19 protein-coding genes are annotated in these 20610 nt (G+C 61.5%); 14 read left to right on the forward strand and 5 right to left on the reverse strand.

What is annotated here, in order from left to right; genetic code table 11:
- Window positions 1–95: 95 nt before the first annotated feature.
- The 6 genes from urtB to MHM37_RS06100 all read left to right on the forward strand — a co-directional run bounded on the left by urtB (window position 96) and on the right by MHM37_RS06100 (window position 6523).
- Complete coding sequence (gene urtB / locus MHM37_RS06075) at window positions 96–1706, forward strand: urea ABC transporter permease subunit UrtB (RefSeq protein WP_139525967.1); 1611 nt, start codon at window positions 96–98, stop codon at window positions 1704–1706.
- A 3-nt stretch (window positions 1707–1709) separates the two neighbouring features.
- Window positions 1710–2855 (forward strand): urea ABC transporter permease subunit UrtC, encoded by a 1146-nt coding sequence (gene urtC / locus MHM37_RS06080; RefSeq protein ID WP_139526239.1) that lies wholly within the window; start codon window positions 1710–1712, stop codon window positions 2853–2855.
- The gene (gene urtD, locus MHM37_RS06085; RefSeq protein WP_139525966.1) at window positions 2852–3688 is read left to right on the forward strand and encodes an urea ABC transporter ATP-binding protein UrtD; all 837 of its coding nucleotides are present in this window, start codon (window positions 2852–2854) and stop codon (window positions 3686–3688) included. The genes urtC and urtD overlap by 4 nt, the downstream gene beginning before the upstream one ends.
- Complete coding sequence (urtE, locus tag MHM37_RS06090) at window positions 3688–4395, forward strand: urea ABC transporter ATP-binding subunit UrtE (RefSeq protein ID WP_239296807.1); 708 nt, start codon at window positions 3688–3690, stop codon at window positions 4393–4395. Before urtD ends, urtE begins: the two co-directional genes overlap by 1 nt.
- Window positions 4396–4570: 175 nt before the next feature.
- Window positions 4571–5944, forward strand: coding sequence for a diguanylate cyclase (locus tag MHM37_RS06095; protein ID WP_139525964.1), 1374 nt, complete (start codon window positions 4571–4573; stop codon window positions 5942–5944).
- Window positions 5945–5989: 45 nt separating this feature from the next.
- A complete protein-coding gene (locus tag MHM37_RS06100; protein WP_239296808.1) occupies window positions 5990–6523 on the forward strand; it encodes a copper chaperone PCu(A)C in 534 nt (177 codons plus the stop codon).
- 29 nt (window positions 6524–6552) lie between these two features.
- Here the strand turns inward: MHM37_RS06100 and MHM37_RS06105 are convergent, their stop codons facing one another.
- A complete protein-coding gene (locus MHM37_RS06105) occupies window positions 6553–7917 on the reverse strand; it encodes a PepSY domain-containing protein (protein WP_239296809.1) in 1365 nt (454 codons plus the stop codon).
- 126 nt (window positions 7918–8043) lie between these two features.
- Window positions 8044–8415 carry a DUF2946 family protein gene (locus tag MHM37_RS06110; RefSeq protein ID WP_168444475.1) on the reverse strand — a complete coding sequence of 124 codons (372 nt, stop codon included), beginning with the start codon at window positions 8413–8415 and terminating at the stop codon, window positions 8044–8046.
- A 341-nt stretch (window positions 8416–8756) separates the two neighbouring features.
- On the opposite strand from MHM37_RS06110, the gene MHM37_RS06115 reads away from it, so the two are divergent.
- The 8 genes from MHM37_RS06115 (at window position 8757) to MHM37_RS06150 (ending at window position 16310) form a co-directional block, all read left to right on the forward strand.
- Entirely contained in the window at window positions 8757–9641 is an 885-nt protein-coding gene (locus MHM37_RS06115; protein WP_239296811.1) for an urease accessory protein UreD, read from the forward strand.
- Window positions 9642–9675: 34 nt separating this feature from the next.
- Complete coding sequence (gene ureA, locus MHM37_RS06120) at window positions 9676–9978, forward strand: urease subunit gamma (RefSeq protein WP_239296813.1); 303 nt, start codon at window positions 9676–9678, stop codon at window positions 9976–9978.
- Window positions 9979–10001: 23 nt separating this feature from the next.
- Window positions 10002–10310 (forward strand): urease subunit beta, encoded by a 309-nt coding sequence (locus MHM37_RS06125; RefSeq protein WP_239296815.1) that lies wholly within the window; start codon window positions 10002–10004, stop codon window positions 10308–10310.
- 161 nt (window positions 10311–10471) lie between these two features.
- The gene (gene ureC / locus MHM37_RS06130; protein ID WP_239296817.1) at window positions 10472–12187 is read left to right on the forward strand and encodes an urease subunit alpha; all 1716 of its coding nucleotides are present in this window, start codon (window positions 10472–10474) and stop codon (window positions 12185–12187) included.
- A 148-nt stretch (window positions 12188–12335) separates the two neighbouring features.
- Entirely contained in the window at window positions 12336–12881 is a 546-nt protein-coding gene (ureE, locus tag MHM37_RS06135) for an urease accessory protein UreE (RefSeq protein ID WP_239296819.1), read from the forward strand.
- Window positions 12871–13566 (forward strand): urease accessory protein UreF, encoded by a 696-nt coding sequence (locus MHM37_RS06140; protein WP_239296820.1) that lies wholly within the window; start codon window positions 12871–12873, stop codon window positions 13564–13566. The genes ureE and MHM37_RS06140 overlap by 11 nt, the downstream gene beginning before the upstream one ends.
- A 27-nt stretch (window positions 13567–13593) precedes the next feature.
- On the forward strand, window positions 13594–14226 hold the full coding sequence (ureG, locus tag MHM37_RS06145; RefSeq protein WP_239296821.1) for an urease accessory protein UreG: 633 nt from the start codon (window positions 13594–13596) through the stop codon (window positions 14224–14226).
- A gap of 296 nt (window positions 14227–14522) precedes the next feature.
- Window positions 14523–16310 (forward strand): methyl-accepting chemotaxis protein, encoded by a 1788-nt coding sequence (locus MHM37_RS06150; protein ID WP_239296822.1) that lies wholly within the window; start codon window positions 14523–14525, stop codon window positions 16308–16310.
- Here MHM37_RS06150 and MHM37_RS06155 read toward each other — a convergent pair.
- Genes MHM37_RS06155 through MHM37_RS06165 form a run of 3 tightly spaced genes read right to left on the reverse strand, consistent with a single transcriptional unit; the run spans window position 16307 to window position 20449 of the window.
- Window positions 16307–18271 carry an aconitate hydratase gene (locus MHM37_RS06155; protein ID WP_239296823.1) on the reverse strand — a complete coding sequence of 655 codons (1965 nt, stop codon included), beginning with the start codon at window positions 18269–18271 and terminating at the stop codon, window positions 16307–16309. The two genes, MHM37_RS06150 and MHM37_RS06155, sit on opposite strands and share 4 nt — an antisense overlap.
- Window positions 18272–18331: 60 nt before the next feature.
- Window positions 18332–19240 carry a hydroxymethylglutaryl-CoA lyase gene (locus MHM37_RS06160; protein WP_239296824.1) on the reverse strand — a complete coding sequence of 303 codons (909 nt, stop codon included), beginning with the start codon at window positions 19238–19240 and terminating at the stop codon, window positions 18332–18334.
- A gap of 12 nt (window positions 19241–19252) precedes the next feature.
- Window positions 19253–20449 (reverse strand): CoA transferase, encoded by a 1197-nt coding sequence (locus MHM37_RS06165; protein WP_239296825.1) that lies wholly within the window; start codon window positions 20447–20449, stop codon window positions 19253–19255.
- Between the last annotated feature and the right edge of the window lie 161 nt (window positions 20450–20610).

Raw genomic sequence — 20610 nt, forward strand, 5'->3', positions numbered from 1 at the left:
GCTCGCCGGGCAGTCCTTGCCCCTACTGTGCCTGTTTATCGGTGCAGTAGGGGAGCACGCTATCTCCCCTCTTCGATCACCAAAGGAAGAACCCCATGAGGCGTTTCCTTTCCTTGGGGCTACTGTGTCTGATGCTACTCGGCACCGCCTTGACGGCGCAGGCACAAAGCAGCTCCTCGACCCCCGATGACCAAGCAGCCCTCGCGCTGTTGACAGCGCTGGATGTGGACTCCTACCGCGATAAAGGCGACGCCATTACCGCCATTTTGCAAAGCGACGACGAGCGCGCCCGCGACTGGCTGCAGGCGCTGCTGGATGGCCGCCTGCAGCGCACCGACGATGGCCGCTTCGTGCTGGTGCTGGATAATCGCGGCCGCGACTGGCCGGTGGCCGATGCGCTGACCAACGAGCCGCTGGGCGACATGTCTCGCCGCGACTTGGACCGCATCGGCATCAACAATGCGCTGCGTAACCAGCTGCGTAGCGCCATTGCCGTGGTGGATCTCTACTCCCCCAACGTCGAGCGCCGCCGCACCTCCGCCGACCGTCTGCTGGGTGAAGTGGACGGCGAGCTGGCCGAGACGTTGGCACCGGTGATTGCCGACGCAGAAGATGAGTACGTGCGCACACGCTTGGCGCAAGCGGTGGCGATATACCGCGCGGAACAGGGTGAGATGGCAGGCGTAGAAGCCCTCACCGGCAGCCTACACCCGCGAGCTCGCGTGGCGCTGGGCCGTGCGGCGAACAGCGACGACGCTGTTGTTGCCGATGCAGCAACAGCGGCGCTGGCTGGCATTGAGCAGCAACTCAAGATCAACCGCGGCCTGGAGACGCTCTACTTCGGCTTGAGCCTGGGCTCGGTGCTGGTGCTGGCAGCCATTGGCCTGGCGATTACCTTTGGCGTTATGGGCGTGATCAACATGGCCCACGGCGAGCTGATGATGCTGGGCGCTTACACCACTTGGATGATGCAGCAGCTGCTGCCGGGCCAGCCGGGGCTGGCGCTGATTCTATCGATTCCGGCGGGCTTTATGGTGGCCGCCCTGGTAGGCATTGCCATCGAGCGGGGTGTGATTCAGTTCCTCAAAGGCCGCCCGCTGGAAACCTTGCTGGCCACCTTCGGTATCAGCTTGATTCTTCAGCAGCTGGTGCGCACGGTCATTTCACCGCTCAACCGCACCGTGGTGACGCCGGAGTGGATGAGCGGCTCGCTGGTGATCAACGACGCGCTCTCGCTGACCCTCAACCGTATGTACGTGCTGGGCTTTGCGCTGGTGGTGTTTGCCGCGCTGATGCTGATCATGCGCCGCACCCGACTAGGACTCGAAGTGCGTGCCGTCACCCAGAACCGCGCCATGGCACGCTCCATGGGCATTCGTGCCACTCGCGTGGACATCATGACGTTTGCGCTGGGCTCGGGCGTGGCGGGGTTGGCGGGCGTGGCGCTCTCCCAGCTCACCAACGTGGGACCCAACCTCGGCCAGAACTACATCATCGATTCGTTCATGGTGGTGGTATTCGGCGGCGTGGGTAACCTGTGGGGCACGCTGGTGGCGGGGCTCTCGCTGGGCGTGATCAATCAGGTGCTGGAGCCCTGGGCCGGTGCCGTGTTGGCCAAGATCATCGTGCTGGTGTTCATCATTCTATTCATTCAAAAACGCCCGCGTGGACTCTTCCCGCAGAAGGGCCGGGCTGCGGAGGGCTAAGTGATGACGATGCAATCGACGTCTAGTCAATTCTGGCTGACACGCCCGTTCGGTGAGCGGGCCACGCAACTTTTCCTCGGCGTCCTGTTGAGCGCCCTGGTGCTGGTCACCGTGCTGCATTTGGCGGTGCCCCAGGGGCATCCGCTGCATGTGAACGCTTACACCGTCAACCTGTTCGGTAAGTACCTGAGCTACGCGCTGCTCGCGGTGGCGGTGGATTTGGTGTGGGGCTATTTGGGCATCTTGAGCCTGGGCCACGGGGCGTTTTTCGCCATTGGCGGCTACGCCATGGGCATGTATCTGATGCGCCAAATCGGTGACCGAGGCACCTACGGCCATCCGGTCCTGCCGGACTTCATGGTGTTCCTCAACTGGGACAGCCTGCCCTGGTACTGGCACGGCTTCGACATGGCCTGGTTCGCCTTTGCCATGGTGCTACTGGCACCGGGGATGCTGGCGCTGGTGTTCGGCTTTTTGGCCTTCCGATCGCGGGTCACGGGGGTGTATCTCTCGATCATCACCCAGGCGCTCACCTTTGCCCTGATGCTGGCCTTCTTCCGCAACGAGATGGGCTTTGGCGGCAATAACGGCCTGACCGATTTCCGCGAGCTGCTGGGCTTCAACCTGCGTAGCGACGCCACCCGCTTGGGGCTATTCATTGCCACCGGCGTGGCGCTGGCGCTGGGCTATATCCTCTGCCGCGCCATCGTCACCAGCAAGCTGGGCCGGGTCTGTGTGGCCACGCGGGATGCCGAGGCGCGCACGCGTTTCATAGGCTATCGCGTCGAGCGCTTCCAGCTCTTCGTGTTCGTGGTCTCGGCCATGCTGGCAGGCCTTGCCGGGGCGCTTTATGTACCGCAGGTGGGTATCATCAACCCCAGCGAGTTCTCGCCGCTGTTCTCCATCGAAATCGTGCTGTGGGTGGCGTTGGGTGGCCGGGCCACGCTGTACGGCGCGGTGATCGGCGCGATTTTGGTCAACTACGCCAAAACCATTTTCACCGGCATCATGCCCGACGCCTGGCTGTTCGCGCTGGGCGCGCTGTTCGTGCTGGTGACGGTGCTGCTGCCCAAAGGCGTGGCGGGGCTGTTAGGCCACCTAAAGCGCCGTAAAGAGGAGGATCACCCACCCAAGGAGGCCACCGCATGAGCCTATTACAATCGCTAAAAGCGCGGGATAGGGTGTTCGATTTCATGGCGACCCAGTCCTCGCCGGTCGACGTGCGCCACGGCCCGATTCTGTATATGGAAGACGTCACCGTCAGCTTCGATGGCTTCAAGGCGATCAACAACTTGAACTTGACCATCGACGACGGCGAGCTGCGCTGCATCATCGGCCCCAACGGGGCCGGTAAAACCACCATGATGGATATCATCACCGGCAAGACGCGGCCTACCGAGGGCAGCGTGTGGTTCGGCAGCCGCCACAACCTGCTGCAAATGAACGAGCCAGACATTGCTAGCCTCGGCATTGGCCGTAAGTTCCAGAAGCCCACGGTGTTCGAAGCGCTCAGCGTGTTCGAGAACCTGGAGCTGGCGATGGCCGCTGACAAGCGCATCTTCCCCACGCTGACCGCCCGCATGACTGGGGAGATCAAAGACCGCATCGACGACGTGCTGGAAACCATCGGCCTGACCGAGCTGCGCTTTCAGCCCGCCGGGATTCTCTCCCACGGCCAAAAACAGTGGCTGGAGATCGGCATGCTGTTGATGCAGCGCCCGCGTCTGCTGTTGGTGGATGAGCCGGTGGCGGGCATGACCGAGCAGGAGATGGAGCGCACCGCCGAGCTGCTCACCGGCTTGGCGGGCAAGCAGTCGGTGGTGGTGGTAGAGCACGATATGGGCTTCGTGCGCTCGATTGCGCGTAAGGTGACCGTGCTGCACCAGGGCAGCGTGCTGGCCGAAGGCAGCATGGATCAGGTCTCCAATGACCCTAAAGTGGTCGAGGTGTATCTAGGGTCGGATGAAGAGGAGAGCGCCTGATGCTAGCCATTGAAAAGCTCAACCAGTTCTACGGCGAGAGCCACACCCTGTGGGACTTAGACCTAGACGTGCCCGCCGGGCAGTGCACCTGCGTGATGGGCCGCAACGGGGTGGGTAAAACCACCCTGATGAAAGCCATCATGGGCGAAGTCGCGGTGAAAAGTGGTCAGCTGCGCTACCAGGGCGACGGCAGCGAGATCGAACTCACCAAAAAAGCCGTGGAAGCGCGCTCGCGACTGGGCATCGGCTTCGTGCCCCAGGGGCGGCAGATCTTCCCGCTGCTCACGGTGGAGGAGAACCTGCGCACCGGCTTGGCCGCCCGAGGCGACGGGCTGAAGAAAATCCCCAAGCGCATCTACGAGCTGTTTCCGGTGCTCGAAGAGATGAAGCACCGCCGAGGCGGTGACCTATCCGGCGGGCAACAGCAGCAGCTTGCCATTGGCCGCGCGCTGGTGATCGAACCGAAGCTGCTGATTCTGGACGAGCCCGGCGAGGGCATTCAGCCCAATATCGTCGCCCAAATCGGCCAGGTGATTCGCCAACTGATCAAAGAGGACGGCCTGACGGTGCTGCTGGTCGAGCAGAAGCTGCCCTTTGCCCGCAAATACGCCGATCGCTTCGTCATCATGGACCGCGGCCGTCCGGTGGCCAAAGGCGAGATCAGCGAACTCTCCAACGAGCTGATCAAGCAGCATTTGACGGTTTGAGTTATCCACACCCCCTTTAACCTTTCTTTGCCTGTTTACTGAGCACACTCTAATAGCCCTCTCGTTTCATGTAGAAAAGAGGGGGCTTTTTGCTTAAAACCCTGCGCTGAGTAGGTTTTGGCGCTGCGTTTTATGTGTAACATGGCCAGTTTCAACAACAATCGTTGGGTGGGGTATGCGTTATAAAGACAAACATCAGCTCGCTGCCGAGTGGCAGGCACTCCTGGAGCGCACGCCGGTGGCGCTTCGCCAGGCGGTGGAGACGCTGGTGGAATCCCGCCGCGATATCTTTGCCGATCATTTTTATCAAGTGATGTTGGAAGACCCCCACGCGTCGCTGTTTCTCTCCAATGAGCAGGTAAAAAACCGGCTGCACCCCTCCATGCAGCGCTGGCTCAGTGCTATGTTTGCCGTCGAGCATGCGGATTTCGAATCGCTGGTCGAGCAGCAGGAAAAGGTTGGCCAAGTGCATGCGCGTATCGATATTCCCGTGAATTTAGTGCTCAACGGCGCGCGACAGTTGAAGCAGGCGCTGTATGCGCACATTCACGCTACCCTGGGGGCGGAACTCTCCTCCGGCGAGGCGGCGGTGTATGTGTCCGATCATATCGATATGGCGATGGAAATCATGAGCCACGCCTACTCCGTGGCCAACAATCGTAATACCCGCACCGAAGAAGCCTATAAGCTGTTCTCTTTGACCCAGAGCATCGGCGATGAGCGCGAGAGGCAGCGCTCGGCGCTGCTCGATTGGGAAAACGCACTGATGTTTGCCGTCGCTGCGCAGCAGGCAACGACGGCTTTACCCCGATTAGCCAGCTCCGAGTTTGGGCTTTGGTATCACCACAAGGCGTGTCACGCCTTTGAGGGCGCGCCGGAAATTACCACCATTTCACGGCATGTTCGTCGCGTGGACGAGGAGTGGCTCGCCCAGCTAGGCGACTCAGACAGCCAGCGTCGCCTGACCGCGTTGAGCAGCATTCGCGATGCGGCTCGCACGATCTTGATGCTGTTGGATGACGTTCTGGATCGCGCCTCGGGGCTCGAAGCAGGCCGCGATAGCCTGACGCGTTTGCTCAATCGCAAGTTCCTCTCGGTGGTGCTGAACCGTGAAATAGAGATCGCGCGCCACTCGGAAAAGTGTTTTGCGCTTCTCATGGTGGATATCGATCACTTCAAGGCGATCAACGATACCCACGGCCATGACGCGGGCGACCATGTGCTGCAGCAGGTGGCCAGCATTCTCGACCGCTCGACCCGGGGCGGTGACTACGTGTTCCGCATGGGCGGTGAAGAGTTTTTGATCGTGCTAGTGGATACGGACCAAGACGGTAGCCGCCTGTTTGCCGAGCGGCTGCGCCACGCCGTGGCCAAAGAGCCGATGTTGGCCGCTGCCGATACGCTGCTGAACGTCACGGTGAGTATCGGTGTCACGCTGCACGATGGTCACCCCGATTACCAGCGCTCGATGCAGCGTGCCGACCAGGCGCTATACCAAGCAAAACGCAGTGGGCGCGATCGGGTGGTGGTGGCCGCGGCCACTGAGTAATATCGCTGTCTGCCTTGTTTCGGTCATTTATCCACGGAGAACACCATGTCGATGCGCGCTACGCTACTTACAGCACTGTTGATGATGAGTACCCCGCTGTTGGCGGCCCACCACGGTGGCGATTCCTCTGGGACGATGGCAGGGCACTCCGCTATCGAAGCGGAGCAACCCTGGACCCGTGCCACGCCGCCGGGAGCGGGGGCGGGCGGTGGCTTCGTCACCCTTACCAATCACGGCGATGGCGACGACATGCTGATAGGAGCGACCAGTCCGGTCACCGAGCGTGTCGAGATTCACATCATGGAGATGGACGGCGATGTGATGCGCATGGCCCCCCTGCCCGGTGGCATCGAGTTACCGGCGGGTGGGAGCGTGACGCTCGCGCCGGGCGGCTTGCACTTGATGTTGATGGAACTGGACTCACCCATCGTCGAGGGTGAGCCCGTCCCCGTGACGCTGGAGTTCCAACACGCCGAGCCGATGGAGATCGAGCTTCGGGTGCTGCCCGTAGGGGAGTCTCCAGAGGGTCACCACCATGAAAGTGGTCATAGTCATGGTCATAATCACGCGGCGCACTAAGCAGCCCGCCGCGTCAGTCTACCGTCCCGCTAGCCTTGGCGAGCGGGGCGGCGCTCTTGCAATGGCCGCACGATCAGCCAGTCGATGATCAGCATCACGAGCAGCGACGCCCCAACGAGCGGAAACAGCACGCCGCCTATCACTAACATGGCGATCAGCCCACGAAACACGCGTTTATCAGTGGGCAAGGGCGGCACGCCCATGCCCCCCGAAGGACGGCGTTTCCACCACATCACACCGGCCGCCACGCACATCACGATGATCGCGATACACACCGCCAGCAGCACGAGCTGATTGATCAGCCCAAACTCCTGCCCCAAATGTACATTAATTCCAAACTCCAGCCAGCGACCGAGCGGGCCGTAGTCGGCGTAGCGCATATCGATTAGCGGCTTGCCGCTGTACTGGTCGAGGTGGACCACGCGCTGCTGGGACAAGTCATCGGGATAAATCGAGCCGGTGTACACCCCGGCGGCCGTGGTAGGTAGGTTGACCGTGTAGCCCTGCTGCAAGCCCAGCGCTTCCAGCTCGGCCACGGCGTTATTCAACCCAATGCGCAGGGTGGGCGCGGCGGGCGGTGTCGATTCCGGCACTTGCGCCTGCTCCAGCGACCAGCTCGTGCTGCCCTGGTCGCTCAGGTAGGCGTTGGACATCGGCACTTCAACACGCACGCCGGACGGGTAGCCAAAGTTATTGCCGTTGGCCCACTCATTCACCTGCGCGCCCCACACCCCCGACCACGGCATGCCGGTAATGGCCAGAAAGACGATAAACCCGCCGACAAAGAGCCCCAGCACCGCGTGCAGGTCGCGCCAGAATACGCGGCTTTTGGGCTTGCCGCGCACGCTCACCACGCCGCCGCTACCTTTGCGTGGCCACCACAGATAGATGCCCGTGGCGACCAGCAAGATCGACCAGCCCGCGGCCATCTCGATCAGCTTGCGCGGCGTTTGCCCGAAAAATTTAAAGCTATGCAGGTAGCGCACGGTCCACATCACCGTGCCCCGGTCATCCAGCGAGCCCAGCACCTCGGCAGTATACGGGTTCACATAGACGGCCAACCGTTCTCCGCTAAGGGCATTGACGGTAATTTCAGCCGAGCTTTCCGGCGTGGTGGGGGAGGTGTACTTCACCGCCGTGCCGGGATGCGCCTGCAGTGCGGCGCTCACGAGCGTTGCGGGTGGCTGCACGTCCTGCTGTGCCTCCACGCGCTTGAGATCGGAGTGGATGAGGCCATCCAGCTCGTCATCGAACAGGTAAAGCGCTCCGGTCAGCGACAGAGTAATCAAAAAAGGCAGGACTAACAGGCCTGCATAAAAGTGCCAGCGCCAAACGGCGCGATACAGATCGAGTGACGCTTTGCGCGCCACCTGGGAAGACGTCATCGTCGTCATACAACGCTCCAAGCGCCCGTGGCGCCGCGCTGGGCGTACCAGCGGCATCACAGGCAAAATAAGTGGTTAGCCACACCCGTTATGGGGTGGCCCGTCATGGGGTGGCAAAGGGGAAATATCGGTGCGTTAAATGAGGCGTGGCGACGGTGGGGCGCGGGAGTGAGCGTGGGGATAGTGACGTGACACTGCAGCGCGCGAAGCGAACACCGAGGGCAGGGGGGTACGCGATGGAAATGCCGTGCTGCCAATGGCGGGTAAGTGTTGAGGGGCGGTCGGCGTATGCTGCCATAAGCCGCAATAATCACAGGGGTGATACCAGCGGTGGAGCGGGTCATGGTCGTGCGGCGACGGGGCGGGCGACGTCGTAGAATGCGTGGCATGCTGGCCATGGGCATGCGCGGTAGCGTGGCCCTGCGCTTGAAACTGCGAGAGGAGCGGCCCGGCAAATACCAGAAAGAGCGCCGCGAACGCCAAGTAGAGCGCTATACGGTACCCCATGGAATTTGCCGAGCGGAAAGGTCGCATCTCACACTACGCTTTGTAAGCGGCTTAAAGAGAGAGAATTGTACAGCTTGACGCGTGAGCAGCGCACTCAGTGCCGTATATGAACGCTGTGGTGTATTGCCGCGAAGGACGCCTTCGGTCATTGAGACTATTTGGTGCAATATCGGATGGCGGTGCTCTTTTTTGGTGCTTGAGAGCGGTAATGAAGCGCATGTCGGTGGAGGTGAACCGTGATGTGGGTGGCTGCGCAGCGCCGATACCACGCTTTCACCATTTTGGCGCACTCTTTGCATTCGTAAGGCAATGATGTATCCACAAGGAAGCGATAGCGCCCCATGATGCTGAGCGAACTTGCCCCACCCGCCGCCGATTCAGGCCACCGTTTCGATGCCGAGCGCCGCTGGGCCGCCTCGCTGGCGCTACGCTTTGCCCATCGCGATGGTGTTACCCGGCTAGTGCAGGCGCGCCACCAAGGACCGTTACGGGTGCAGCGCCCGTTCTATCCAGAGGGCAGCCATGAGGCGTGCCACGTATACGTACTACACCCGCCCGGGGGGCTGGTGAGCGGCGATGCGCTGACCATTCGTGCCCATGTCGAGCGCGGCGCACACGCGCTGCTCACCACCCCCGCTGCCAACAAGCTCTACATAGCTGACAGCCAAGGTGTGGCTTGGACCCAGCACACCGAGCTGACGGTCGAAGAGGGCGGCGCCTTGGAGTGGCTGCCCCAGGAAACCATCGCGTTCGATGGCTCAAAGGGCACTCAGCGCACCCATATCGCGCTACAGGGCCGAGCCCGCTGCTTAGGCTGGGAGGTAATGGCCCTCGGCCGCCCGGCAAGCGACCTGCCCTATGTCTCCGGGCGCATCGAGCAGCACTTTCGCTTGACTCTGGATGGCAAACCGCTGTGGCTTGAACGCCAGCCGCTCGACCCCGGGCACCCACGCTTTGTGGGCCGCTGGGGCCAAGGCGGCGCAACGGTGCAGGCCACGCTCTGGGCGGTGGGCATCGACGATGCCGCTGCGGCTATTGAAGCACTGCGTGAAGCGCTGCCGAGCAACTCCCGCTGGGCGGTGACCGTTCGCCATGGCGTACTGCTATTGCGCTATTTAGGTGCATCCCGAAATGAGGCCTGGGCGCTGTGTGAGCAGGCCTGGCACCTACTGCGGCCCCGTTGGATCGAGCGCAAGGCGCACACGCCGCGTATTTGGCTAACCTGAATCTATCTTTCGAGCACTGCTGGAGAGCAGCCCTATGGAGTTAACCCCACGAGACAAAGACAAGCTGATGCTGTTTACCGCGGCTCAGCTTGCCGAACGCCGCAAAGCGCGCGGCCTGAAACTCAACTACCCCGAAGCCGTGGCGCTGATCAGCTTCGAGATCATGGAAGGCGCACGGGATGGCAAGAGCGTGGCCGATTTGATGAGTTACGGCCGCGAGATCCTGACCCGCGACGACGTGATGGAGGGCGTGGCGGAGATGGTCGATGAAGTGCAGGTGGAAGCCACTTTTCCCGATGGCACTAAGTTGGTCACCGTCCACACCCCTATCAATTAACCGTCCACCGCTAGGAGAGTGCCATGATTCCCGGTGAGTATCAGTTGCACGAAGAGGATATCGAGCTGTGCGCGGGCCGCGAACGCATCACCGTCGAGGTGGCCAATACCGGCGACCGCCCCATTCAGCTCGGCTCCCACTACCATTTTGCCGAAGCCAATCCGGCGCTGGTGTTCGACCGCGATAAAACCCGTGGCTACCGCCTGGACGTCGCCGCCGGCACCGCCATCCGCTTCGAGCCCGGTCAAACCCGCGACGTCACGCTGATACCGTTCGTCGGCAAGCGGGAAATCTACGGCTTCCGTGGCGATGTGATGGGGCCGCTCGATTAGCCAACGGATTAATAAAGAACAACCGTCGGTAGGGCGGGCATCGGCTGGGTGACTGTCTGCGCCATGGATGGCGCAGTCAAGCGTACAAGGACGTATTCACAGCGTGTCACACAGCCGATGACCGCCCAGCACTGGACTCAACGCTTGAGGCAGAGGAAAATATGAAATCGGTAAACAAGATCAGTCGGCAAGCCTACGCCGATATGTACGGCCCCACGGTAGGCGACCGCGTGCGCCTAGGCGACACCGAGCTATGGATTCAAGTCGAAAAAGACGCCACCCACTACGGTGAAGAAGTGAAGTTCGGCGGCGGCAAGGTGATCCGCGATGGCATGGGCCAAAGCCAGCGCCAGGATGCCTCGGTGATGGACACCGTGATCACCAACGCGCTGATTCTCGACTGGTGGGGCATCGTCAAAGCCGATGTGGGGCTGCAAAACGGCCGCATCGCCGCCATCGGCAAAGCCGGTAACCCCGACACCCAGCCCGATGTCGAGATCGTCATTGGCCCCGGCACCGAAGTGATTGCGGGCGAAGGCAAAATCCTCACCGCAGGCGGCATTGACGCGCATATCCACTTCATCTGCCCCCAGCAGGTGGATGAAGCGCTGATGAGCGGCGTCACCACCATGCTCGGCGGCGGCACCGGCCCCGCCACCGGCTCCAACGCCACCACCTGCACCCCCGGCGAGTGGCACATTGGCAAGATGCTGCAAGCAGTGGACGATCTGCCCATGAACATCGGCCTGCTCGGCAAGGGCAACGCTAGCCTGCCGGAGGGGCTCGAAGCGCAGTTGGAAGCCGGTGCCATGGGCCTCAAACTCCACGAAGACTGGGGGACTACCCCGGCCTCTATCGATAATTGCCTGAGCGTGGCAGAAAAGTACGACGTACAGATCGCCATCCACACCGATACGCTCAACGAGTCCGGCTTCGTGGAAGACACCTTGGCGGCCTTCAAAGAGCGCGGCATCCACACCTACCACACCGAAGGCGCAGGCGGCGGTCACGCCCCGGACATTCTCACCGCCTGCTCCAAGGAGTATGTGCTGCCGTCCTCCACCAACCCCACACGTCCCTACACGGTGAACACCATCGACGAGCACTTGGATATGCTCATGGTCTGCCACCACCTGGACCCCAATATCCCCGAAGATGTTGCCTTTGCGGATTCGCGTATTCGCCGCGAAACCATCGCCGCCGAGGATATTTTGCACGACCTGGGTGTGATCTCGATGATCGCCTCCGACTCCCAGGCCATGGGGCGCGTGGGCGAAGTGGTCTGCCGCACCTGGCAAACCGCCCACAAAATGAAAGTTCAGCGCGGCCTGTTGCCGGAGGATGAAGCGTTAGGGGCCGATAACCTGCGCGCCAAGCGTTACATTGCCAAGTACACCATCAACCCTGCGATTACCCATGGCATCGCCCATGAAGTGGGCTCGATCGAGGTCGGCAAGCTGGCGGATTTGGTGCTGTGGAAGCCCGCGTTCTTTGGCGTGAAGCCATCGCTGATTTTGAAAGGCGGCATGATTGCGGCTGCACCCATGGGCGACCCCAACGCCTCGATTCCTACACCGCAGCCGGTGCACTACCGCCCCATGTTCGGCACCTTTGGCCGCGCGGCCAGTCAGGTAAGGCTCAACTTCGTCAGCCAGGCCGCCATCGATGCGGGCATCCAGGAGCGGCTGGGCCTACAAAGCACGTTGTCCGCCTGCAAGAACGTGCGCGGCGTGCGCAAAAAGGACATGAAGCTCAACGACGCCTGCCCAGAGCTCACCGTCGACCCGCAAACCTACGAAGTGCGCTGCGACGGCGAACTGCTCACCTGCGAGCCCGCGACTGAACTGCCGCTGGCGCAGCGGTATCACTTGTTTTGATTGAGTTGTTGCCCGGGGCGCCGGGGGTAGGCCTACGAGAGGGCGCTGTAAATACGTCCCTGTACGCTACTTTTGCCATCCATGGCAAAAGACCCTCTCTACGGCCTACCCCCGGCTCAGCCTTCAAGGATCGAGAAAGGATGAGAGCATGCTGAAATTAATTGAGCGCTTAGGGCCGATAGACGAAGGCGCTGCCAGCGACACGCTGACACTGCCCTTCGAGCTGCGCATTCGCGGCCGCTTGAAAGCCGAGAGCGATAGCGGCCGCGAGCTGGGGCTGTTTCTGGATCGCGGCCCCGTGCTGCGCGATGGCGATGGTTTAAAAGCCGACAATGGCGAGGTCGTCCGCGTGTGCGCCGCGATTGAGCCTGTGGTGACCGCGCGAGTGAGTACTGGCTTACCGCTGGCGAAGCTTGCCTACCACCTCGGCAACCGCCATGTACAGCTGGCGCTGGGTGAAGATGCGAAAGGCGGCTGGGTGCGCTTCCCGCCCGACCACGTCCTCGAAGAGTTGGCCGAGCTGCTGGGTGCCACACTCGAGCACCACAACGCCACCTTCGACCCCGAACCGGGCGCGTACAACCAGGTAGGCGGTGGGCATTCGCACGGGCATGTACATGGTCATTCAGACGGTCATAGCCACGCTCATTCCCACGACCACGACCATACGCATGAGCACCACCATGCCCACTGAGCCGCCATCCGACCTCGCGCTGCTGGGGCTGATGCAGCTCGTTAGCCCCGCGCTGCCCATCGGCGCCTTTGCCTTCTCGCAAGGGCTGGAGAGCGCCTTTGAGCTGGGCTGGGTGAGTGACGAGCAGAGCCTAGCCGAGTGGCTCTCCGGCGTGCTGGACGATGGCTTGAGCCGCTGCGAGCTGCCCGTGATCGAGCGGCTACATCGCGCTTTCGAACAGCAGGATGGCACCGCCGTTGCCGCATGGGACGACTGGCTGGCCGCTACCCGTGAAACCGCCGAGCTCGCCGCCGAAGATAGCCGTCTGGGCGCCTCGCTCAAGCGGCTACTGGGCAGTCTCGACCTATTACCCCAACAAGACTCACTCACGCCCTTGCTGCCGCCTCAGGCAGGCTATGTCACGCTGTTTGCCTGGGCGGCCTACCAGCGTGGCATTCCGGTGCGTCAAGCGCTGCTGGGGTTTGGCTGGGCGTGGCTGGAAAACCAGCTTGCGGTGGCCTGTAAGGCATTACCGCTGGGCCATACGGCGGCGCAACGCATCATCGAACGGTTACGGGTAGAGCTGGTGACGGCGGTCGACCAAGCGCATCAACTCGACGATGACGAGCTTGGCCCCGCTCTGCCAGGCGTCGCTCTCGCCAGCGCTCTGCACGAAACCCAATACTCCCGCCTGTTTCGAAGTTAGCGGGCGTTATCCATTAGGAGAAACATCATGACTCACTGTTTACGCGTTGGCGTGGGTGGCCCGGTCGGCTCCGGCAAAACCGCCCTGCTCAAGCAACTCTGCTCGGCACTGCGCGACCACTACGATATCGCCGTGGTCACCAACGATATCTATACCCGTGAAGACGCCGATTTCCTGCTCAAGCACGATGCGCTGCCCGCCGACCGCATTCTCGGTGTCGAAACCGGCGGTTGCCCGCACACGGCGATTCGGGAAGATGCTTCCATGAACTTGGCAGCGATTGACGAGCTACACACCCGTCATCCCAAGCTGGAGCTGGTGCTGGTGGAATCCGGCGGCGATAACCTCTCTGCTACCTTTAGCCCCGAGCTTTCCGACCTGACGCTCTACGTCATCGATGTTTCCGCTGGCGATAAGATTCCCCGCAAAGGGGGGCCTGGCATCACCAAATCGGACCTGCTGATCATCAACAAGATCGACATCGCCGAGCAGGTACACGCCTCGCTGGAGGTGATGGAGCGCGACTCGAAGAAAATGCGCGGCGAGCGCCCCTTCGTGTTCACCAATCTCTACGATGGCGTGGGCCTCGAAGAGATCATTCGCTTCATTCTTGATAAAGGCATGCTGGAGGAGCGACGCCCGCAGGTGGCCACGGCCTAACTGCTCACGACGCTCGACGCATAAAAAAGCTGCCCAGCCCGGGAAACCCGGTGCTGGGCAGCGTTGTTTCGTGGCTGGCACCGCGCCAAAACGGGCCGTCCCTGGCCACCACTCCGTCACAGTGAACCGATAATCGATCGATAACCTTAACCCATGTTATGAAACGGCTGTTCATACGCTAATTTACTGTCCATAAACTAAAAAACGCATCCCAAGCTAAAGCTGATGGCAAGTAGGTCGATAATGAATTTACAAAAATTCAAATATCTGACCACGACTCCATTGGAAGAAACGTCATGACGAGTAATCCCCCCTCCACGCTGAAAAAGCGCCGTTCGAGTCTGCAAACCAAAGTACTGATGTTGGTGCTCCTTCCTTTGCTGCTGGTCACCGTTGCGCTGGTGTCGTTTGATGCGTATAGCCGCACGCAAGATACTCAGGAGATGTTGGCCGAACAGCGCAACATGTTGATCGAAGAGCGCCGAGCAGCCGTCCAAGACATTGTCCAAGTGGCCATGACGGCCATTGCCCCCATCTATGAGGCAGCAGGGCCTAACGATGAAGCGGCGAAACAGGAAGTGGCCAGTATCATCCGTGCTATGCGGTTTGAAGATAACAACTATCTCTTCATTTATGACTTCGACGGTAACAATATCGTCACGGCACCCGCTCCAGAGCGAGAGGGAACCAATATGATCGATGCGCAAACGCCCGATGGCACCTATTTGATTCGTGACATCATCGAGCTTGCTCGTAGCGGAGGTGGTTATTATAGCTACGTATGGGATCACCCCGGCACGCAAGCCATGGAAACGAAGCACTCGTTCGTGGGGCGCCTCGAAAAGTGGGATTGGCTGATCGGTGCGGGGGTCTACGTGGTGGATATGGAAAACGCCTTGGCCGAGATCGAAACACGGGCGATGAGCGATTTACGTGACTCTATCGGGATCACTGTCCTGATGGCGGCTGCCTTGTTCATCGCGATAGCCATGCTGACGTATGCTTTCGTTCGTCGTTTGGTAGGCCCGATCAAACGTGCTGCTGATGCCATGCTTGATATTGCCCAGGGTCGTGGTGACCTAACCCGTCGTCTTACCATAGAGAGCAACGACGAAGTGGGGAATCTCGCTGTCCAGTTCAACGCCTTTGCTGGCCGCATGCAGGATACCCTGCGCGACGTACGCCGCAGCACCGTAAGCGTCTATCACTCGGCGGGCGACATTTCCCACAGCTCGGAAGAACTGGCGACGCGCACCGAGCAGGCAGCGGCCAACTTGCAAGAAACCTCGGCTTCCATGGAAGAGATCACGTCCACCGTGAACCACAGCGCCGATAATGCCCAGCAGGCCAACAAGTTAGTGCAGTCCACCGCCGAAGTGGCGCACCAAGGCGAAGAGGCCATGGGGCAGGTCGAGCGCACCATGCGCGATATCAACGACTCCGCCTCGCGTATCAGTGACATCATCACGATGATCGACGCGATTGCCTTCCAGACCAATATTCTGGCGCTTAATGCCTCGGTCGAAGCCGCCCGCGCAGGGGAGCACGGTCGTGGGTTTGCGGTGGTGGCTCAGGAGGTTCGCACGCTAGCCAGTCGCTCCAGTAACGCGTCGAAAGAGATCCGCGAGCTGATCGATGCATCCGTACAGCACACCCACACCGGTGCGGAGCTGGTCCGCAGCGCAGGGGCCACCATGCGTGACATCGTCGAAAGCGTCTCGAAGGTCACTGACGTGATCGGTGAAATCAGCGCGGGGGCCAAAGAGCAGAGCAGTGGTATTGGTCAGATCAACACCGCCGTGGCCGAGATGGACACCATGACGCAGCAAAACGCCGCCATGGTGCAAGAGGCCACCACCGCCGCAGCGGACATGCGCCGCCACGCCGAGCACCTGAACGAACTGATCAACTCGTTCGTGCTGGGAGAAGACAGCGCCTCAGCGCCGTCACGCAGCGGGGCGCGCCAAGCGGTGCCCGCCAACGGCGCCAACGGCAAGGGCGCGGCCCAGGAGCTCAAGCGTCCAGCACTGGCCGCCAAGCCGTCGTCTGCCGATCACAGCGCAGACGACTGGGAAGAGTTCTAAGCGTGACGCTGGCGCAGGTGGTTGATCACGCCACCTTGGGTTATTAGCTCACGCTGGCGGGGGCTGAGCCCATGATGTAGCGTCAGCTCGCCTTTACCGGGGACATGCGCGGTCAGCGTGTCCCCGCACTCCAGTTGCCCATAGAGATCTTCGATCACCAAGCGGTCGCCCTCTGCGAGTTGGGTACTGTCTTGCTCGCGGGTAAACGTCAGTGGTAGAGCCCCGAAGCAGATCAGGTTTTGCCAGTGAATCCGCGCAAAACTCTTCGCGACCACCACCTGTAGCCCCAAATAGCGTGGCACCAGTGCGGCATTCTCGCGGCTGGAGCCTTGCCCGTAATTCGCCCCGCCAATAATTGCGTGCCCGCCCTGGGTGCGGGTGCTGTCTGCGCGCTCGGCGTAGGTCGGGTCGACCGCCTCGAACGTGAACGGCGCCGACGCATACACGCTGCTCCAATACGGCAGCACCCGCTGTCCGGCGGGCATGATGTCGTCGGTGGAGATATTGTCTCCCGTGACCAGCAGGACGGGAATGTCGAGACGATGGGGCAGCGGGCTGAGTTCTGGCAGCGCGGGGGTGTTGTCGGTTTTCTGCAGCGCTTTCAACCGGGCTTCTTCAAGGGGAAGCGGAGCCTTGAACATGTCACGGTCCACCTTGACCTGGACGGGCTCCTGGGGGCGGGGGTAAGGCATGTCGAGGGTTCGCGGGTCGGTGATGACACCCTGGATGGCCGAGGCCGCCGCTGTTTCAGGGCTGCACAAGAACACGCTGTCTTCCCGCGTGCCGGAGCGCCCGGGAAAATTGCGCGGCACGGTACGCAGACTGTTGAGCCCCACGGCGGGTGCTTGGCCCATCCCGATACAGCCATTACAGCCCGCCTGGTGCAGCCGAGCGCCGCTGGCGACCAGGTCGGCCAGGTAACCCTGCTCGATGAGCGAGGTCAGCACCTGGCGGGAAGAGGGATTGATATCGAGCGAAACTCCGTCGGCCACCTGCTTGCCGCGTACAATCTCGGCCACCACGGCAAAATCTCGAAACCCCGGGTTGCCCGACGACCCGATGTAGGCCTGATGCAGCGGCTGGCCTGCGGCCTCGCGCACGGTGACGACGTTATCGGGGCTAGATGGTAGCGCAATCATGGGTTCCAACTGGCTGAGATCGAGCGTTTCGTGCAGGTCGTAGTGGCAGCCGGGTTCGGCGGCCAGCGCCACCCAGTCGGCTTCCCGGCCTCGGGAGGCTAAAAAGCGCCGGGTCTCTTCGTCACTGGGGAAGACCGTGGCCGTGGCCCCCATTTCGGTGCCCATGTTGGCCAATACATGGCGGTCCATGGCAGAAAGATGCGCAAGCCCCGGTCCGTAATACTCGATCATGGTGTTTTTGCCACCCGCCACGCCGTGGCGTCGCAGCAATTCCAGCACGATGTCCTTCGCCGAGACCCAATCGGGCAATTGACCTTCCAGTTTGATGCCCCAAATTTTCGGCATGGTGATATACAGCGGTTCGCCCGCCATCGCCATGGCCACTTCGATACCCCCCGCGCCAATCGCCAGCATCCCGAGCGCACCCGCCGCCGTGGTGTGGCTGTCGCAACCGACGATGGATTGGCCCGGCACGCCAAAGTTTTCCATATGCACCGGGTGGCTAATGCCGTTGCCGGGGCCTGAATACCACACGCCAAAGCGCTCGCAGGCGCTTTTCAAAAACAAGTAAGTTTCGGCGTTCAGGTTATCGGCCTGCACCAAGCCGTGGTCGATGTACTGCACGCTGGGCTCGGTATGCACACGATCGAGCCCCATGGCTTCTAGTTCTAACATGACCAGCGTGCCTAACACGTCTTGCAGCAGGGCTTGGTCGATGCGAAGGGCAATTTCACTGCCTGGGGTTAGCTCGCCGCTGACGAGATGGCGTTGGAGCAGTTGCTGGGCAAGATTTAACGGTTGAGCAGAGGAGGTTGAGGTCATGGTCAGTTATCCGATTGTCGTTGTTATCGAAAGCTCAGAGGAGGTAGGGGAAAAACGTATTCAAGGCAGGGCGTAACGACGATCTGCGCTGCCGGCTTTCACCACTTGTCCGGGCGTTTCATGGCCAATCAATGCCGGTAGCGTGGCGGATATGTCCAGCAAGGCAGGCAAATTCACGCCGGTGGCAACGTCCATTTGCTCGAACATATGCACGAGGTCTTCGGTGCACACATTGCCCGTGGCACCAGGGGCAAACGGGCAGCCGCCCAAGCCGCCCAGCGAGGCATCGAACCGGGTAATGCCCGCTTGCCACGCCGCTAAGGCGTTGGCCAGCCCCATGCCGCGGGTGTTGTGAAAATGCAGCGTAAACGGCACGCCGGGAAAGCGTTCCAGCACTTGGCGGCAAAGCGCCTCTACCTGGGCGGGGTTTGCCACGCCGGTGGTATCGCACAGCGTGACGCCCTCGACGCCCAGCGCTAGCTGCTGCTCGACGAGGGAGAACACGCGTGCCTCGGGCACTTGCCCCTCGAACGGGCAGCCAAAGGTGGTGGAGAGCGAAGCGTTGATGAAGACGCCGCTACCGCGCACCGCCTGAAGGATGGCGCCGAACTGTGTCAGCGACTCTTCCGGGGTCATGCGCAGGTTGGCGCGGCCGTGGGCGTTGCTGGCCGACATGACCAGGTTGATCTCGTCCACGCCACACGCCATTGCCCGCTCGGCCCCTTTGAGATTGGGCACCAGCACGGTCACGTCCACGCCCTCGCGGCGCTGGATGGCGCTCACCACGTCGGCGGCATCGCGCAGGTTGGGAATGGCTTTGGGCGAAACGAAAGACGTCGCTTCGATACGCGCAATGCCGGTGGCGGTGAGGGCATCGATCAGCGCAATTTTCTGCTCGGTAGGGATGAAGCGCTCTTCGCTCTGAAAGCCATCGCGCGGGGCCACTTCGTTGATTTGTAACGTCGTCATGGGGGTCTCCACTTAGATGATGCCCGCTTGGCGTAGCTTGTCGCGGGTGGCGGCATCGATGCCCAGCTCGTCGAGTACGTCATCGGTATGCGCGCCGAGCGACGGCCCGCCTTGCCCCAGCCTGCCGGGCGTGGCACTTAATTTGGGCAGCACGCCCGGTACCTTGAGCGGGCGGCCATCGGCGCGGGTGACGGTTTGAATCATCTCCCGGGCGAGGTAGTGGGGGTCGTTGGCGATATCGGCGGCGGTGTAGGGGAAGCCCGCCGGTACGCGGGCGTCGTCCAAGGCGCTGAGAATATCGTCGCGGCGGCGGGTCTGGGTCCAGGCTTCGATGGCCGCGTCGATCTCGTTGGCGTGCTGGCTGCGGCCATCGTTGTGGGCCATGGCAGGATGGTTGGCGAGGTCGTCACGGCCAATCACGCCCATCAAACGCTTGAAGATGCTGTCGCCATTACCAGCAATCAGTACATACTCGTTTTCGCAGGTGCGATAGGCGTTGGAGGGGGTAATACCGGGCAGCGCGCTGCCGCTCGGTTCCCGCACCTGGCCGGTGGCATCGAACTCCGGCAGCAGGCTCTCCATCATGGCGAACACGGATTCGTACAGAGCGACATCGATCTCTTGCCCTAGGCCGCTGCGCTGGCGCTCTTGTAGGGCCAGCAGCGTGCCAATGACCGCGTAAAGTGCCGAGAGCGAATCGCCAATGCTCACGCCTACGCGTACCGACGGCTCACCCGCGTGGCCAGTTAAATAGCGCAGCCCGCCCATGGCTTCACCAATGACCCCAAAGCCTGGCTTGTTGCGGTAGGGGCCGGTTTGGCCAAATCCGGATACGCGCACCATAATCAGTTTAGGATTGATCGTGGAGAGGGCCTCATACCCCAGCCCCCAACCCTCTAGCGTGCCCGGGCGAAAGTTTTCGACAATGACATCGGCCTCGGCGGCCAAGCGGCGCACCATCTCTTGCCCCTCTTCGCTGCGCAGATCCAGCGTGACCGAGCGCTTGGTACGGCTTTGCACATGCCACCACAGCGAGGTGCCCTCTTCGAGAATACGCCATTTGCGAAGGGGATCGCCGGTGCCGGGCGGCTCGATTTTGATCACGTCGGCGCCAAATTCGCCCAACAGCTTGGTGGCGAACGGCCCGGCGATGAGCTGGCCAAGCTCTACGACTTTAAGGCCATCGAGAGGAAGCTGGCGGGTGGTCATAATGAACGCTCCTGGTAATGCTGAGCCGTCGCGTCAGCGTGTCTGTATGCCTTGTTGTTCCTCAAGCATCTGTGAGCCTGCTGAGCATCACAATTAGGCAATCAGGAACTAGACGTTCGCCAGCGACGAACCCTTTCGCAGGCGACCGGTACGGCCTACTC

The organism is Halomonas sp. MMH1-48 (assembly GCF_022348105.1).
GTDB lineage: Bacteria > Pseudomonadota > Gammaproteobacteria > Pseudomonadales > Halomonadaceae > Vreelandella > Vreelandella piezotolerans.

Coding starts and splice junctions, on each gene's coding strand:
- MHM37_RS06115 (WP_239296811.1), top strand. CDS start 8,757: ATGATGCTGAGCGAACTTGCCCCACCCGCCGCCGATTCAGGCCACCGT.
- MHM37_RS06150 (WP_239296822.1), top strand. CDS start 14,523: ATGACGAGTAATCCCCCCTCCACGCTGAAAAAGCGCCGTTCGAGTCTG.
- urtB (WP_139525967.1), top strand. CDS start 96: ATGAGGCGTTTCCTTTCCTTGGGGCTACTGTGTCTGATGCTACTCGGC.
- MHM37_RS06140 (WP_239296820.1), top strand. CDS start 12,871: ATGCCCACTGAGCCGCCATCCGACCTCGCGCTGCTGGGGCTGATGCAG.
- ureG (WP_239296821.1), top strand. CDS start 13,594: ATGACTCACTGTTTACGCGTTGGCGTGGGTGGCCCGGTCGGCTCCGGC.
- MHM37_RS06095 (WP_139525964.1), top strand. CDS start 4,571: ATGCGTTATAAAGACAAACATCAGCTCGCTGCCGAGTGGCAGGCACTC.
- MHM37_RS06160 (WP_239296824.1), bottom strand. CDS start 19,240: ATGACGACGTTACAAATCAACGAAGTGGCCCCGCGCGATGGCTTTCAG.
- ureC (WP_239296817.1), top strand. CDS start 10,472: ATGAAATCGGTAAACAAGATCAGTCGGCAAGCCTACGCCGATATGTAC.
- ureA (WP_239296813.1), top strand. CDS start 9,676: ATGGAGTTAACCCCACGAGACAAAGACAAGCTGATGCTGTTTACCGCG.
- MHM37_RS06155 (WP_239296823.1), bottom strand. CDS start 18,271: ATGACCTCAACCTCCTCTGCTCAACCGTTAAATCTTGCCCAGCAACTG.
- MHM37_RS06100 (WP_239296808.1), top strand. CDS start 5,990: ATGTCGATGCGCGCTACGCTACTTACAGCACTGTTGATGATGAGTACC.
- urtD (WP_139525966.1), top strand. CDS start 2,852: ATGAGCCTATTACAATCGCTAAAAGCGCGGGATAGGGTGTTCGATTTC.
- MHM37_RS06165 (WP_239296825.1), bottom strand. CDS start 20,449: ATGACCACCCGCCAGCTTCCTCTCGATGGCCTTAAAGTCGTAGAGCTT.
- MHM37_RS06105 (WP_239296809.1), bottom strand. CDS start 7,917: ATGACGACGATGACGTCTTCCCAGGTGGCGCGCAAAGCGTCACTCGAT.
- urtE (WP_239296807.1), top strand. CDS start 3,688: ATGCTAGCCATTGAAAAGCTCAACCAGTTCTACGGCGAGAGCCACACC.
- MHM37_RS06110 (WP_168444475.1), bottom strand. CDS start 8,415: ATGGGGTACCGTATAGCGCTCTACTTGGCGTTCGCGGCGCTCTTTCTG.
- urtC (WP_139526239.1), top strand. CDS start 1,710: ATGACGATGCAATCGACGTCTAGTCAATTCTGGCTGACACGCCCGTTC.
- ureE (WP_239296819.1), top strand. CDS start 12,336: ATGCTGAAATTAATTGAGCGCTTAGGGCCGATAGACGAAGGCGCTGCC.
- MHM37_RS06125 (WP_239296815.1), top strand. CDS start 10,002: ATGATTCCCGGTGAGTATCAGTTGCACGAAGAGGATATCGAGCTGTGC.